This is a genomic window from Cellulomonas sp. H30R-01 (assembly GCF_010119915.1).
GTDB classification, from domain to species: Bacteria; Actinomycetota; Actinomycetes; order Actinomycetales; family Cellulomonadaceae; genus Cellulomonas; species Cellulomonas algicola.
In genome coordinates this window covers 1,691,589-1,706,166 of the sequence record NZ_CP048210.1, presented here as the reverse complement: position 1 = coordinate 1,706,166, position 14,578 = coordinate 1,691,589, and the positions used below count along the sequence as shown (strand labels likewise).

Annotated in this window: 11 protein-coding genes; 5 read left to right on the top strand and 6 right to left on the bottom strand. The window is 73.5% G+C overall.

What is annotated here, in order from left to right; all coding sequences use genetic code 11:
• Positions 1 to 3: 3 nt before the first annotated feature.
• The gene (locus GXP71_RS07510) at positions 4 to 1,458 is read right to left on the bottom strand and encodes a GuaB1 family IMP dehydrogenase-related protein (protein WP_162352145.1); all 1,455 of its coding nucleotides are present in this window, start codon (positions 1,456 to 1,458) and stop codon (positions 4 to 6) included.
• A 243-nt stretch (positions 1,459 to 1,701) separates the two neighbouring features.
• On the opposite strand from GXP71_RS07510, the gene dxs reads away from it, so the two are divergent.
• The 4 genes from dxs (at position 1,702) to GXP71_RS07490 (ending at position 7,655) form a co-directional block, all read left to right on the top strand.
• Positions 1,702 to 3,600, top strand: a complete 1,899-nt coding sequence (gene dxs / locus GXP71_RS07505) for a 1-deoxy-D-xylulose-5-phosphate synthase (RefSeq protein ID WP_162352144.1) — start codon at positions 1,702 to 1,704, stop codon at positions 3,598 to 3,600.
• A 103-nt stretch (positions 3,601 to 3,703) separates the two neighbouring features.
• The gene (pflB, locus tag GXP71_RS07500) at positions 3,704 to 5,977 is read left to right on the top strand and encodes a formate C-acetyltransferase (protein ID WP_162352143.1); all 2,274 of its coding nucleotides are present in this window, start codon (positions 3,704 to 3,706) and stop codon (positions 5,975 to 5,977) included.
• A 55-nt stretch (positions 5,978 to 6,032) separates the two neighbouring features.
• Positions 6,033 to 6,923 (top strand): pyruvate formate-lyase-activating protein, encoded by an 891-nt coding sequence (pflA, locus tag GXP71_RS07495; RefSeq protein ID WP_162352142.1) that lies wholly within the window; start codon positions 6,033 to 6,035, stop codon positions 6,921 to 6,923.
• Between the two features lie 66 nt (positions 6,924 to 6,989).
• Entirely contained in the window at positions 6,990 to 7,655 is a 666-nt protein-coding gene (locus GXP71_RS07490; protein WP_200829860.1) for an AIM24 family protein, read from the top strand.
• A gap of 11 nt (positions 7,656 to 7,666) precedes the next feature.
• Here GXP71_RS07490 and GXP71_RS07485 read toward each other — a convergent pair whose 3' ends face one another.
• On the bottom strand, positions 7,667 to 8,131 hold the full coding sequence (locus GXP71_RS07485; RefSeq protein WP_162352141.1) for a MarR family winged helix-turn-helix transcriptional regulator: 465 nt from the start codon (positions 8,129 to 8,131) through the stop codon (positions 7,667 to 7,669).
• Positions 8,132 to 8,215: 84 nt separating this feature from the next.
• Between GXP71_RS07485 and GXP71_RS07480 the strand changes: the two genes are divergently transcribed.
• Complete coding sequence (locus GXP71_RS07480; protein ID WP_162352140.1) at positions 8,216 to 8,656, top strand: nuclear transport factor 2 family protein; 441 nt, start codon at positions 8,216 to 8,218, stop codon at positions 8,654 to 8,656.
• A gap of 33 nt (positions 8,657 to 8,689) precedes the next feature.
• Here GXP71_RS07480 and GXP71_RS07475 read toward each other — a convergent pair whose 3' ends face one another.
• From GXP71_RS07475 to GXP71_RS20330, 4 genes are all read right to left on the bottom strand, one after another.
• Complete coding sequence (locus tag GXP71_RS07475) at positions 8,690 to 9,361, bottom strand: maleylpyruvate isomerase N-terminal domain-containing protein (protein ID WP_162352139.1); 672 nt, start codon at positions 9,359 to 9,361, stop codon at positions 8,690 to 8,692.
• 117 nt (positions 9,362 to 9,478) lie between these two features.
• Positions 9,479 to 11,611: a 3-hydroxyacyl-CoA dehydrogenase NAD-binding domain-containing protein gene (locus GXP71_RS07470; RefSeq protein WP_162352138.1), complete on the bottom strand. Its 2,133-nt coding sequence runs from the start codon at positions 11,609 to 11,611 to the stop codon at positions 9,479 to 9,481.
• The gene (locus tag GXP71_RS07465; RefSeq protein ID WP_162352137.1) at positions 11,608 to 12,849 is read right to left on the bottom strand and encodes a thiolase family protein; all 1,242 of its coding nucleotides are present in this window, start codon (positions 12,847 to 12,849) and stop codon (positions 11,608 to 11,610) included. Before GXP71_RS07465 ends, GXP71_RS07470 begins: the two co-directional genes overlap by 4 nt.
• A gap of 141 nt (positions 12,850 to 12,990) precedes the next feature.
• Positions 12,991 to 14,313 carry a ribonuclease D gene (locus GXP71_RS20330; protein ID WP_238402731.1) on the bottom strand — a complete coding sequence of 441 codons (1,323 nt, stop codon included), beginning with the start codon at positions 14,311 to 14,313 and terminating at the stop codon, positions 12,991 to 12,993.
• Between the last annotated feature and the right edge of the window lie 265 nt (positions 14,314 to 14,578).

Here is a 14,578-nt window from a genome sequence, read left to right as displayed (position 1 = left end):
CGGTCACCAGCCGTCGGGCAGCGGGCGGCCCTCCTCGTAGCCCGCGGCCGACTGGATGCCGACCGTGGCCCGGTCGAACAGCTCCTCGAGGCTCGTGGCGCCGACGTAGGTCGCGGCGGACCGGACGCCCGCGGTGACGTGGTCGATCAGGTCCTCGACACCGGGGCGACGCGGGTCGAGGTACATCCGCGAGGAGGAGATCCCCTCCTCGTAGAGCGCCTTGCGGGCCCGCTCGAACGCCGACCCGCCGCGCGTGCGGGCTGCGACGGCACGCGCCGACGCCATGCCGAAGCTCTCTTTGTACAGGCGGCCCTCGCCGTCCTCGTGCAGGTCGCCGGGCGACTCGTGCGTCCCGGCGAACCAGGACCCGATCATGACCTGCGACGCGCCCGCCGCCAGCGCGAGCGCGACGTCGCGCGGGTGCCGCACACCGCCGTCCGCCCACACGTGCCGGCCGAGGCGCCGGGCCTCCGCCGCGCACTCCAGCACCGCGGAGAACTGCGGGCGGCCGACCGCGGTCATCATGCGCGTCGTGCACATCGCGCCCGGGCCGACGCCGACCTTCACGATGTCCGCGCCGGCCTCGATCAGGTCGCGCGTGCCCTGCGCGGTCACGACGTTGCCCGCGACGACCGGCACCTGCGGGTCGAGCGAGCGGACCGCGCCGAGCGCCTCGAGCATCTTGCGCTGGTGGCCGTGGGCCGTGTCCACGACGAGCACGTCGACGCCCGCCTCGAGGAGCTCGGCCGTCTTGGCCTTGACGTCGCCGTTGATGCCGACCGCCGCGGCGACGCGCAGGCGGCCCTGGGCGTCGGTCGCGGGGGTGTAGATCGACGAGCGCAGCGCCCCGACCTGGGTGAGCACGCCGACCAGGACCCCGTCGCGTACGACGGGGGAGAAGCGGCGGCGCGAGCCGTGCAGCTGCTCGAACGCGGCCTCCAGACCACGCGTGCCGCCCTGCTCGACCACGGACAGGTCCACCGTCGTCGGGTGCGGGGACATGACGTCCTCGACCTGCGTGAACCGGTCGACGCCCTGGCAGTCGGCCTCGGTGAGGACGCCGACGGGTCGGCCGTCCTGCACGACGACCGCCGCGCCGTGCGACCGCTTGCCGATGAGGGTGAGGGCGGTGTGCACGGTGTCGTGCGGCGAGACGACGACGGCGCTCTCGACGACCGTGTGCCGCGCCTTGACCGACGACACCACGTCCGCGACCACGTCGGTCGGGATGTCCTGCGGGATGACCGCGATGCCGCCGCGGCGGGCGACCGTCTCCGCCATGCGACGGCCGGCGACGGCCGTCATGTTGGCGACGACGACGGGGATGGTGGTGCCGGTGCCGTCGACGGGTGCGAGGTCGACGTCGAAGCGGGAGGTGACCTCGGAACGCGACGGGACGAGGAAGACGTCGCCGTAGGTGAGGTCGGAGGCCGGAGTCTGGCCGGGCAGGAAGCGCATGGGAGTTCCCCTTTCCGATCGATGGTACCGGGTGGGGTGCACGCGTCCCGGGGGCGACCGGGTCCAGCCCCCGGACCTGCGGCGTCGGCGCGCGGGTTCTTCACCGAGCCTCCACCGTACCGACCGCGCCCCTGACCTGCCCGGACGGCGAGCAAGGGCTCGCGGGACCTAGAGTGTGCAGGCGAAGCCTTCGGCGTCCGCAGCGTGCGGCATCGTCGCCGCACCGGGAGGAGAGGCTGCCTGATGGCACTGCTGGAGTCGATCACGTCACCTGCCGACGTGCGCCGCCTGACCCGCACGCAGGTCGCGCGTCTCGCGGACGAGATCCGCACGTTCCTCGTCGAGTCGGTGTCCCGCACGGGAGGGCACCTCGGTCCGAACCTCGGCGTCGTCGAGCTGACGATCGCCCTGCACCGCGTCTTCGACTCGCCGCGCGACACGATGGTGTTCGACACGGGTCACCAGGCGTACGTGCACAAGCTGCTGACGGGCCGCACCGACTTCTCGCAGCTGCGCCGCCGCGGCGGGCTGTCGGGCTACCCGAGCCGCACCGAGTCGGAGCACGACGTCGTGGAGAACTCGCACGCGTCCACCGCGCTGTCGTGGGCGGACGGCATCGCGAAGGCCAACCAGCTCCAGGGCCGCGGGCAGCGGCACGTCGTCGCGGTCATCGGCGACGGCGCGCTCACGGGCGGCATGGCCTGGGAGGCGCTCAACAACATCGCGGCCGGGCAGGACCGCCGCCTCGTGGTCGTCGTCAACGACAACGGCCGGTCGTACGACCCGACGATCGGCGGGCTCGCGCGGCACCTCGACACGCTGCGCACGACGCAGGGCTACGAGAACGTCCTGTCGTGGGGCAAGCAGACGCTGCGCCGGTCGGGCCCGCCCGGGCGGTTCGCGTACGACGCGCTGCACGGCCTCAAGAAGGGCATCAAGGACGTCGTCGCCCCGCAGGGGATGTTCGAGGACCTCGGCCTGAAGTACGTCGGGCCGGTCGACGGGCACGACGAGCAGGCGGTCGAGCACGCGCTGCGCCGCGCCAAGGCGTTCGGCGGGCCCGTGATCGTGCACGTCATCACCGAGAAGGGCCGTGGCTACACCCCGGCCGAGCAGGACGTCGCGGACCGTTTCCACGCGGTCGGCCAGATCCATCCCGAGACGGGCCTGCCGCTCGCGCCGTCGCGGTTCGGCTGGACCAGCGTGTTCGCCGACGAGATCGTGCGCATCGGCCGCCGCCGCAGGGACGTCGTCGCGATCACCGCCGCGATGCTGCAGCCCGTGGGCCTCGCGCCGTTCGCCGCCGAGTTCCCGGACCGCGTGTTCGACGTCGGCATCGCCGAGCAGCACGCCGCGACGTCGGCCGCGGGCATGGCGTTCGGCGGGCTGCACCCGGTCGTCGCGGTCTACGCGACCTTCCTCAACCGCGCGTTCGACCAGGTGCTCATGGACGTCGCGCTGCACAGGGCCGGCGTGACGTTCGTCCTCGACCGCGCCGGTCTGACGGGCGACGACGGCGCGAGCCACAACGGCATGTGGGACATGGCGATGCTCGGCATCGTGCCCGGGCTGCGGCTCGCGGCACCCCGCGACGAGCCGACGCTGCGCGACGCGCTGCGCACCGCGGTCGACGTCGACGACGCACCGACCGTCGTCCGCTACCCGAAGGGCGCGATGGGCGACCCCCTGCCCGCGGTCGACGAGGTCGACGGCATCGACGTGCTCGCGCGGCACGACAGCGCCGACGCGGACGCACCGTCCGTGCTCGTGGTGGGCGTCGGCGCGATGGCGGTGACGGCCGTCGCGACCGGTGAGGTGCTGGCCGCGCACGGGCTGCGCGTCACCGTCGTCGACCCGCGCTGGGTGCTCCCGGTGCCCACCGCGCTGACCAAGCTCGCGGGCGCGCACGACCACGTGGTGACGATCGAGGACGGCGTCGTCGACGGTGGTATCGGTGCGCTGCTCGGGCAGCGGTGCACGGACGTCGGTGTCCGCACGCCCGTGCAGGCGGTCGGCGTCCCGCGCCGGTTCCTCGACCACGCGTCGCGCGACCAGCTCGTCGGCGAGCTCCGGCTGGGGCCGAACGACGTGGCGCGGGACGTGCTCACGGCGCTCGGCCGCGTGCCCGGCTCGGCGCAGTAGCGCAGGTCACAGCGCGGTCCGGCGGCAGCCGGGGCGAAGGTCCCAAGACATCCCATCACTTGCTCCGTAGGTTCGAGATATCGACCCGCACGGAGGAGCGAAGATGTCCACCACCGCAGTCCCCGCCACCGCCCACGACGAGGCCACCACCCCGGCCGCGTGGACCGGATTCGTCGTCGGCCCGTGGGCCGACCACGTCGACGTGCGGGACTTCATCCAGCGCAACTACACGCCCTACGAGGGTGACAGCGCGTTCCTCGCGGGTCCGACCGCCCGCACGACCCGCATCTGGGACCGCCTCAGCGCGATGTTCCCGGCGGAGCGCGAGAAGGGCGTCTACGACGTCGACGCGAAGACGCCGTCGACGATCACGTCGCACGCCCCCGGCTACATCGCCCAGGACGACGAGATCATCGTCGGACTCCAGACGGACGCGCCGCTCAAGCGCGCGATCATGCCCAACGGCGGCTACCGGATGGTCGAGAAGTCGCTCGAGACCTACGGGTACGAGCCCGACCCGGTCGTCTCCGAGATCTTCAGCAAGTACCGCAAGACGCACAACGACGGCGTCTTCGACGTGTACCCGCCGGCCGTGCGCGCCGCGCGCTCGTCGCACATCATCACCGGCCTGCCGGACGCCTACGGCCGCGGCCGGATCATCGGCGACTACCGCCGCGTCGCCCTGTACGGCGTCGACGCGCTGATCGCCGCGAAGAAGCTCGAGCGTGCCGAGCTCGACATGGAGCGCTCGGTCGAGGACGTCATCCGCGACCGCGAGGAGAACGCCGAGCAGATCCGCGCGCTCGGCGAGCTCAAGCAGATGGCCGCGTCCTACGGCTACGACATCTCCGGGCCCGCGACGACCGGCCGCGAGGCCGTGCAGTGGCTGTACTTCGGCTACCTGGCCGCCGTGAAGGAGCAGAACGGCGCCGCGATGTCGCTCGGCCGGACGTCGACCTTCCTCGACGTCTACCTCGAGCGGGACCTCGCCGCGGGGACGATCACCGAGGAGCAGGCGCAGGAGATCATCGACGACTTCGTCATCAAACTGCGGATCGTGCGCTTCCTGCGCACCCCGGAGTACGACGCGCTCTTCTCGGGCGACCCGACGTGGGTGACCGAGTCGATCGGCGGCATGGGCGAGGACGGCCGGACGCTCGTCACCAAGACGTCTTTCCGCTACCTGCAGACGCTCTACAACCTGGGCCCGGCACCCGAGCCGAACATGACCGTGTTCTGGAGCGACCAGCTCCCGGCCGGGTTCAAGGCCTACTGCGCGCAGGTGTCGATCGACACGAGCGCCGTGCAGTACGAGTCCGACGACCTCATCCGCGGCGACTGGGGCGACGACGCGGCCATCGCGTGCTGCGTGTCCCCGATGCGCGTCGGCAAGCAGATGCAGTTCTTCGGCGCGCGCGTGAACCTCGCGAAGGCGCTGCTGTACGCGATCAACGGCGGCCGCGACGAGGTCACCGGCAAGCAGGTCGCTCCGGTCAGCGCGCCCGTCGAGGGCGACGTCCTCGACTACGACGACGTCATGGCGAAGTTCGACACGACGATGGACTGGCTGGCCCAGACGTACGTCGACGCGCTCAACTGCGTGCACTACATGCACGACAAGTACGCGTACGAGCGCATCGAGATGGCGCTGCACGACCGCGAGATCCTGCGCACGCTGGCCTGCGGCATCGCCGGCCTCTCGGTCGTCGCGGACTCGCTGTCGGCGATCAAGTACGCCAAGGTGACCGCGCTGCGCACGACGGACGGCCTCGTCACCGAGTACGCGATCGACGGCGACTTCCCGACCTACGGCAACGACGACGACCGCGCCGACGACATCGCCGTGTGGATCGTCAACACGTTCATGGAGAAGATCCGCCAGTACCCGACGTACCGGAAGGCGCTGCACACGCAGTCGGTCCTGACGATCACGTCGAACGTCGTCTACGGCAAGGCCACGGGCTCGACCCCCGACGGCCGTCGCGCCGGGGAGCCGTTCGCCCCCGGTGCCAACCCGATGAACGGCCGCGACTCGCACGGCATGCTCGCCTCGGCGCTGTCCGTCGCGAAGCTGCCCTACTCGCAGTCGCAGGACGGCATCTCGCTCACGTCGTCGGTCGTGCCCTCGGGCCTCGGCCGCACGCGGGAGGAGCAGGTGACGAACCTGGTCGGTCTGCTCGACGCGTACACGCTGTCGAACGGCTACCACATGAACGTCAACGTCCTGAACCGCGAGACCCTGCTCGACGCGATGGAGCACCCGGAGAACTACCCGCAGCTCACCATCCGCGTCTCGGGCTACGCCGTGAACTTCGTGCGGCTCACCCGCGAGCAGCAGCTCGACGTCCTGTCCCGGACGTTCCACGGCGCGGTCTGACCGACGCTGCACCGCACGCACCCGTAGCAGTCCCGGCACCGACAGGAGCACGACGATGACGACCCAGACCGACCAGCGGAGCACCGGCGCCCCCGTGGTGGCGCTCGGCACGCCGCTGGTCGGCGGGTCGCACGAGCGGGCCCACGGTGCCGGGACCGCCGGTCTCACCGAGGTCGAGGCCGAGCGGTCCGCCCGGCTCGCCGCGGTGCGGGCCGGCGACCTCGGGTCCGTGCACTCCTGGGAGCTCGTCACAGCGGTCGACGGCCCCGGGACGCGGCTCACGGTGTTCCTGGCCGGGTGCCCGCTGCGGTGCCTCTACTGCCACAACCCCGACACCATGGAGATGCGGCGCGGCACGGACGTCGCGGCCGACGACCTGCTGCGACGCGTGCAGCGCTACCGCGGCGTCATGAAGGCGACCGGCGGCGGCCTGACGATCTCCGGCGGCGAGCCGCTCATGCAGCCCGCGTACGTGCGACGGCTGCTGCGCGGCGCCAAGGCGATGGACGTGCACACCGCGATCGACACGTCGGGCTTCCTCGGCACGCAGCTCTCCGACGAGATGCTCGACGACGTCGACCTCGTGCTGCTCGACGTGAAGTCGGGCATCCCGGAGACCTACAAGAAGGTGACCGGTCAGGACCTCGCGCCGACCCTCGCGTTCGGGCGGCGGCTCGCCGAGCGCGGCACGCGCACCTGGATCCGCTTCGTCCTCGTCCCCGGCCTCACCGACGCGGTCGAGAACGTCGAGGCCGTCGCCGACTACGTCGCGTCGCTGGGGGAGTGCGTCGAGCGCGTCGAGGTGCTGCCCTTCCACCAGATGGGCCGCGACAAGTGGGACGAGCTCGGCATGCGCTACGAGCTCGGCGACACCGAGCCCCCGTCGCCCGAGCTCGTCGAGCGCGTCCGCGGCCAGTTCCGCGCGCGAGGCCTCACGACGTTCTGACCGGGGCGTCCCGCGCATGGCTCTGGCAGGCTGGCAGGACCACTCCCGAGCCGTGAGGAGCCCCCCGTGCGCAGCGCGATGTTCGGCAGCAGCCTCGAAGCCACCACCACCGACCGGTTCGCGCTGCAGAACGACAAGATGCTGCGCGTGCACCTCGACGGGGAGGTGCTCGCCCGGCAGGGCTCGATGGTCGCCTACCAGGGCGAGATGACCTTCGCCCACCAGGGCTCGGGCGGCGTGCAGAAGTTCCTCAAGAAGGCGTTCACCGGCGAGGGCGTCCCGCTCATGAAGGTCTCCGGTCGCGGCGACCTCTTCCTCGCCGACGACGCGTCCGAGGTGCACGTCGTGACGCTCGAGGGCGACTCGATCACCGTGAGCGGGCGCAACGTGCTCGCGTTCGACACGTCGCTGCAGTGGGACATCCGCCGCGTCGAGGGCGCGTCGATGATGGCGGGCGGCCTGTTCAACACGGTCTTCACCGGCGTCGGCCAGCTCGCCATCACCTCGTTCGGCCCGCCCGTCATCCTGAACGTCGACCAGCCGACCTACGCCGACGCGCAGTCCGCGATCGCGTGGTCGTCGACGCTGCAGACCGCCGCCAAGTCGTCGATGTCGGCGGGTGCGCTCGTCGGGCGCGGGTCCGGCGAGGCGCTGCAGATCGCGTTCTCCGGTCAGGGGTTCGTCATCGTGCAGGCGTCGGAGGGCCCGCGGGTCGTCCAGCAGAACGGCTGAGCCCCGGCGGTTCAGGGGTGAGCGGGCTCGTCGTCCGGCAGCGGGGCGCCCGCCAGGCGCGCGAGCAGGCGAAGGAGCTGGGCGCGCTCGTCCGGGTCGAGCGGGGCGAGGACGTCGTCCTGGGCCGCGAGGACGACGTCGTGGAGCTCGGCCAGGCGTCGGCGGCCGGCCGGTGTGAGCGCGACGGAGTTCCGCCGCCGGTCGTCCGGATCGGGCCGCCGGTCGACGACGCCCGCGGCGAGCAGGTCGGCCACGGCGCCGGCGACGTCGCTGCGGTCCAGCCCGACGAGCCGGCCCAGGTCGGCCTGGCTGAGCGCTCCGCGCTCGTCGAGCGCCGCGAGCATCGCGTAGTGGCTGCGGTGCGACCCGGCGGCGCGCATGCGCTCCGCGACGACCCCGCTCGCGCGTCGGGCGGCCTGGTTGAGCAGCCACGTCGGCAGAGCCCGCAGCCGGGCGGGCGCGGTCGAGACGTCCATGCGTCGCACTCTAGACCGTTGGCAGGACCATCAATTACCGTTGGTCGCACCAACATTGGTTCCACCAACGATCAGGAGGGCCTCATGGACGCCGCGCACCGGCTCGACCACCTCGACCACCTCGACCTCGTCGCGCGGCTCGGCGCGGGCCTCGACGAGGGGCGCTTCGACGGGCTGCGCACGCTGCTGACCGCCGACGCGACCGTGACCACGCCCGGCGGGCACGCGGAGGGGGAGGACGCCGTCGTCGCCCAGGCGGCACGCAACCACGCTGCCGGGACCCGGTACCAGCACCGGTTCACCGACGTCGTCACCGACGTGCTGTCCGACGGCGCGACTGCGCACGTGCGCGCCAACCTCACCCTGCGCGTCGTCCCGTCCGGGGCGGACGCGCCGGTCACCGAGGCCGGCAGCGTCTACCGCCTGACGACCCGGCGCACCGCCGACGGCTGGCGGATCCGCGACCTCGTCGTCGAGCCGGTGTGGCGCACAGGTGAGGTGCCCGTGCCGGTCGCCGTCCGGTAGCGCCCGCGGGCGAAGGTGCTCCGCCCCGGCGCGTCAGAACGCCGCGATGCTGCCCGGTGCGCGCTGCGGCCGGGACAGCGTCCTGACCAGGGCGTCCTGCCCGTGGCGACGCAGCGCGAGGTCCGACAGCAGGCGGACGACGGGCACGAGCGTCGCGGCGTCGAACTCCGGGGTCGGCAGACCGACGCTCGAGGCCAGGTCGTCGCTGTGCACGACGATCTCCATGAACCGCGTGACGAGGAAGTCGTCGGTCGCGAGCGCGGCGCCCGTCCACGGCAGCACGACGACGTCGGGCGCGGCGGCGAGCACGTCGTCGAGGCGGTCGAGGATCTCGCGGGCCTCCGCTGCCACGGCCTCGGGGCCGACCTCCGCCTCCTCCTCGGAGCGGGTGCGCACGCCCACGTTCGCGGGCCCGTCGAGGTCCTGCTGGATCCACGCCGCCTGCGCGTAGTGCTGGTCGACCGTGAGCGGCTCGGCGTCGACTGCGGCCGGATGGCCCGTGAGCACCTCGACGACTCGCAGCGGCTGGACGACGAGGTGCCGAGCGAGCGCGCCGACGCTCATGCCCGCGCACGACGACTCGTCGTGCCAGGCGGCGACGACCTCGGGCCGCGCGACGAGGTCGACGAGCAGACGGGTCGCGGGGACGAGGGCGCTCCGGTCCAGGTCACCGGCGAAGGTCAGGGGCGGCAGGGTGATCGGCACCGGGCCACCCTCGCGCACCGCGGTGACCTGGCGCAACGCGCGTCCGTCGGCGGGGACGGCGGAGGCCCGCGACCGGCTGTCGGGGACGAGCAGCCGGTCGCGGGCCTCGAGGGGACGTCAGCGCGTCGGGACGTTCGCGACGCCGTCGGGCAGCAGGCGACGGCCCAGGACCTTCTCGCTGTAGCCGGTGCGGTCCAGGTGCGGCGTGATGCCCCCGAGGTGGAAGCCCCAGCCGGCACCGAGGATCATGCAGAGGTCGATCTGCTGCGGCGTCGCGACGACGCCCTCGTCGAGCATGTGCCCGATCTCGACGGTCAGCGCCGTGAGCACCGCGTCGAGCACGCCCGCCTCGTCGAGCGGTGTCGCGTCGACCTCGGCCTCGCGTGCCGCGTCGAAGACCGCCTGGATGGCCGGGTCGACGGGCTTGGGCAGGCCCTTCGCCGGTGCGTCGAGCACGACGCGCGTGCCGTCCGCGACGAGCTTCTCGAGACCCGGCGAGCGCGGGAACCGGTCGCCGAGGTCCTCGCGCAGCGACGTGAGGACGTGCAGGCCGACGGCCGGCCCGACGAGGTCGAACAGCTCGAACGGCGGCATCGGCAGGCCGAGGGGCCGCAGCGCGCGGTCGGCGACCTCCACGGGGGTGCCGTGCTCGACCGCGTCGACGATCACGCCGAGCAGCAGCACGAGCAGCCGGTTGACGACGAAGCCCGGCCGGTCGGCGACGAGCACCGCGGTCTTGCGGAGCTTCGCGACGACCGCGAACCCGGTCGCGAGCGCCTCCGCGGACGTGTGCTCGGCCTGCACGACCTCGACCAGCGGCATCGCGGCCACGGGGTTGAAGAAGTGCAGCCCGACGACGCGCTCGGGGTGCTGCAGGTCGGCAGCCATCGCGCTGACGGACAGCGCGGAGGTGTTGGTCGCGAGGACCGTCGTGGGAGCCACGACCGTCTCGAGCTCGGCGAACACGCGCTTCTTGAGGTCGAGGATCTCCGTGACCGCCTCGATGACGAGGTCGCACGACGCGAGGTCCTCGAGCGCGGTCGTGCCGGTGATCGCGCCGACGACGCGTGCGCCCGCGGACTCGCTCATCCGACCGGTCGAGACGAGCCGCTCGACCGTGCTCCGGACGGCACCGAGCCCCTTCTCGACGCGCTCGTCGTCGAGGTCACGCATGACGACGGGCACGCCGAGCCGCTGCGAGAACAGCAGCGCGATCTGCGCGGCCATGAGCCCGGCGCCGACGATCCCGACGCGCGTCACCGGCTGCGCGAGCGACGCGTCGGGCGCGCCGACGGGCTTCTTGCCGCCCGAGACGAGGCCGAACGCGTACACGCTCGCCCGCATCTCGTCGCTCATGATCAGGTCGGCCAGCGCGTCGTCCTCGGCGGCGAACGCCTCGTCGCGGGTCGCCGAGCGGGCGGCCGCCACCAGGTCGAGCGCGCGGTACGGCGCCGGACGCGAGCCGTGCACGACGGCGTCGAGCCGCTGTCGCGCCGCGGCGACGACCCCGTCCCACAGCGGCTGCGGGTCGAGCGGGCGACGCTCCACGACGACCTCGCCCGACAGCACCCGGGCCGCCCACCGCACGGACTCCTCGAGGAAGTCCGCGGGGTCGAGCACGACGTCGACGAGCCCGATCGCCGCCGCCTCGCCGGCCGCGAACGGCTTGTTGGCCGCGGGCCGGGTGAGGATGACGTCGAGCGCCTTCTCGACGCCCACCAGCCGCGGCACGATGTAGGCGCCACCCCAGCCCGGGACCAGTCCGAGACCCGTCTCCGGCAGCGCGAGCGCGCGGACGTCCGACGCGACCGTCCGGTAGTCGCAGTTGAGCGCGAGCTCCAGGCCGCCACCGAGGGCGACGCCGTTGACGAACGCGAACGTCGGGACGCCCATGTCGTGCAGCAGCCCGTACGCGGCGTGCCCACCACGGCCGAGCTCCAGCGCCGTGTCGCGGTCGCGCACCGTCGTCACCTGCGTGAGGTCGGCGCCCGCCGCCAGGAAGTACGGCTTGCCCGTGACGGCGACCGCCTGCACCTCGCCTGCGCGGACGCGCTCGCGGACGGTCGTGAGGGCGGCGGTGAGCTCCGCGATGCCCAGCGGGCCGAGCGTCGTCGGCTTGGTGTGGTCGAGGCCGTTGTCGATCGTGACGAGCGCGAGCGTCCCGGCGCCGCCGGGCAGGGTCACGTCCCGGACCAGCGCGTGCGACACGCGCTCGGCGCGGGGCTGCGGGGCGTCGGGCGTCGTGCTCACTGCTGGCCTCCGTCGGTCGCGACGTACTCGGGGTGGTGGGGGTTCTCCCAGATCACGGTGCCGCCCTGGCCGAGGCCGACGCACATCGTCGTCAGGCCGTAGCGGACCTCGGGGTGCTCCTCGAACTGGCGCGCGAGCTGTGTCATGAGCCGCACGCCCGACGACGCGAGCGGGTGGCCGACGGCGATCGCGCCCCCGTAGGGGTTCACGCGCGGGTCGTCGTCGGCGATGCCGAACGCGTCGAGGAACGCGAGCACCTGCACCGCGAACGCCTCGTTGATCTCGAACAGGCCGATGTCGTCGATGGTGAGCCCCGCGCGGTCGAGCGCCTTGCGCGTGGCAGGCACCGGGCCGACCCCCATGATCTCGGGCTCGACGCCCGCATACGCGAACGCGACGAGCCGCATCCGGGCCCGGAGGCCGAGCTCGGCGGCGGTGTCCTCGGCGGCGAGCAGGCACGACGCGGCACCGTCGGTGAGCGGTGCGGACGTGCCGGCGGTGACGCGGCCGCCCGGGCGGAACGGCGTCGGCAGGGCGGCGATCCCCTCGACGGTCGTGCCGGGTCGCGGCGGCTCGTCGGCTGTCGCCAGGCCCCAGCCGCGCTCCGGGTCGCGCAGCGCGACGGGCACGAGGTCGGGGTCGATCTGCCCGGCGGCGAGCGCGGCGGCGTACCTGGCCTGGCTCGCGGCGCCGTACGCGTCGGCGCGGTCGCGCGTGAGCGCGGGGAAGCGGTCGTGCAGGTTCTCCGCGGTCACTCCCATGTTGAGGGCGTCGGGCGCGACGAGGCGCTCGGACAGGAACCGCGGGTTCGGGTCGGCGTCGAAGCCCATCGGGTGGTGGCCCATGTGCTCGACACCACCGGCGATCGCCACGTCCTGGGCGCCGATCCCGATGGTCGCGGCGACGTTGGTGACCGCGGTCATCGCGCCCGCGCACATGCGGTCGACCGCGTAGCCGGGGACGGTGCGGGGGAGGCCGGCGAGGACGCCGACCGTGCGGCCCAGGGTCAGGCCCTGGTCGCCCTGCTGGGTGGTCGCGGCGATCGCGACCTCGTCGACGCGCTCCGGCGGGAGGTCCGGGTGGCGGCGCAGGAGCTCGCGCACGGTCTTGACGACGAGGTCGTCGGCGCGGGTGTGGGCGTAGAGCCCGTCCTTGCGCGCGCGGCCGAACGGGGTGCGGACCCCGTCGACGAAGACGACGCGGCGGGCGACGGGCGGTCGGGCGGATGCGGTCGGCATCGGGCCTCCAGGCGTGGACGACGGTGTCCGGTGACGGGTGCGGGTCCCGCCGGGACGGGACCGCTGGGGCCGACGCTACCGGGACCTAGGTCCTACGTCAGCCGAAGTTACCGAAGAGTAACACCGTGTCCTCGGGGGTCGTCAGGCCCCGGGCAGCGCGGCGAAGGCCGTCGCGAGGCGCTCCGCCAGCAGCTCGACCTGCCACGCGCGCGCACCACCCGACACGAGCGCGTCGGCGATGGTCGCCGCGTCGAGCGGCCGCGGCGGCGCCCAGCACAGTCGCCGCAGGAGGTCGGGCTGGAGCAGGTTCTCCGCCGGGACGGAGTGCGTCTCCGAGAGGTCGGCCACGACGTCCCGGGCTGCCGCGAGCCGTGCCGCCGCCGCCGGGTCCTTGTCCGCCCACGCCCGCGGCGGCGGGGGAGCGTCGCTCTTCGGCCCGCGCACGGACGGCAGCTCGGAGTCCGGCAGCGCCAGTCCACGGTCGATCGCCTGCTGCCACAGCGTCGCGCGGCGTCGGGTGCCCTTGCCCGAGAACGCGGGCAGGGCCGTGAGCTGCGGCACCGAGCGTGGCAGCGCCTGCGCGGCGGCGACGATCGCGGCGTCCGGCAGCACGCGGCCGGGAGAGATGTCGCGCAGGCGGGCGTTCTGGTCGCGCGTCTGCCACAGCTCGCGCACGACGGCGAGACGGCGGGCGTCGCGGATCTGGTGCAGGCCCGACACGCGGCGCCACGGCTCGACGCGCGGTGGCGGCGGCGGTGCGGTGCGGACGGCCTCGAACTCCTGCGCGGCCCACTCCGCCTTGCCGGCGACGGCCAGCCGTTCGGCGAGCACGGTGCGGAGCTCGACCAGCACCTCGACGTCGAGCGCGGCGTAGCGCAGCCACTCCGGGGGCAGCGGGCGCGTCGACCAGTCGACCGCCGAGTGCTCCTTCGCGAGGCCGAGCCCGAGCGCGTCCGCGACGACCGCCGCGAGCCCCACGCGCTCCATGCCCAGCAGGCGGGCGCCGAGCTCGGTGTCGAAGACGCGCGTCGGGCGCATGCCCTGCTCGGAGAGCCCCGGCAGGTCCTGCGAGGCCGCGTGCAGCACCCACTCGACGCCCACCAGCGCGTCGGACAGCGCCGACAGGTCGGGCAGCGCGATCGGGTCGATGAGCGCCGTGCCCGCACCCTCGCGGCGCAGCTGGACGAGGTAGGTGCGCTGGCCGTAGCGGTAGCCCGACGCGCGCTCGGCGTCGACCGCGACCGGACCCGTGCCGGCGCCGAACGCCGCGACGACGCGAGCCAGCTCCTCGGGGGTGTCGACCACGTGCGGGACGCCGTCGGCGGGCTCGGTCAGCGGGACGACGGTCGGCTCGGCGGCCACGTCCGCGACGGCGGGCGCGTCGGTCGGGTCGGTCAGGGGGAGCGGCGGGTGGGCGACGTCGCCCCCCGTCGTGGGGAGGTCGTCGGACACCTCGGAGTGCATGTGGTCCACCGTATGCGACGGTGCAGGCGCGTCCGCGCAGGCGGGCCGTGGTGCGCCGCACGTCACTCGCGCGACCGCGCATCCCCCGCCACGTGGTGACGACGTCGTCGCGCCCGGTCGCGGGACGGCACGGATCGCCAGGAAGCCGCGTGGCTCACCGGCGAGCAGGGCGTAGGCGTCCGGGGAGAGGACCTCGGCCGTGGGCGCCGGTCGAGGTTCGAGCAGGCGCTCGATGAGGAAGCCCGCCTCGTGCAGCTCCTCGCAC

Bases quoted from the DNA above. Each gene is read 5' to 3' on its own strand.
- GXP71_RS07485 (WP_162352141.1), bottom strand. From the start codon at position 8,131: ATGGACGTCTCGACCGCGCCCGCCCGGCTGCGGGCTCTGCCGACGTGG.
- GXP71_RS07510 (WP_162352145.1), bottom strand. From the start codon at position 1,458: ATGCGCTTCCTGCCCGGCCAGACTCCGGCCTCCGACCTCACCTACGGC.
- GXP71_RS07465 (WP_162352137.1), bottom strand. From the start codon at position 12,849: ATGCCGACCGCATCCGCCCGACCGCCCGTCGCCCGCCGCGTCGTCTTC.
- pflB (WP_162352143.1), top strand. From the start codon at position 3,704: ATGTCCACCACCGCAGTCCCCGCCACCGCCCACGACGAGGCCACCACC.
- dxs (WP_162352144.1), top strand. From the start codon at position 1,702: ATGGCACTGCTGGAGTCGATCACGTCACCTGCCGACGTGCGCCGCCTG.
- pflA (WP_162352142.1), top strand. From the start codon at position 6,033: ATGACGACCCAGACCGACCAGCGGAGCACCGGCGCCCCCGTGGTGGCG.
- GXP71_RS07480 (WP_162352140.1), top strand. From the start codon at position 8,216: ATGGACGCCGCGCACCGGCTCGACCACCTCGACCACCTCGACCTCGTC.
- GXP71_RS20330 (WP_238402731.1), bottom strand. From the start codon at position 14,313: ATGCACTCCGAGGTGTCCGACGACCTCCCCACGACGGGGGGCGACGTC.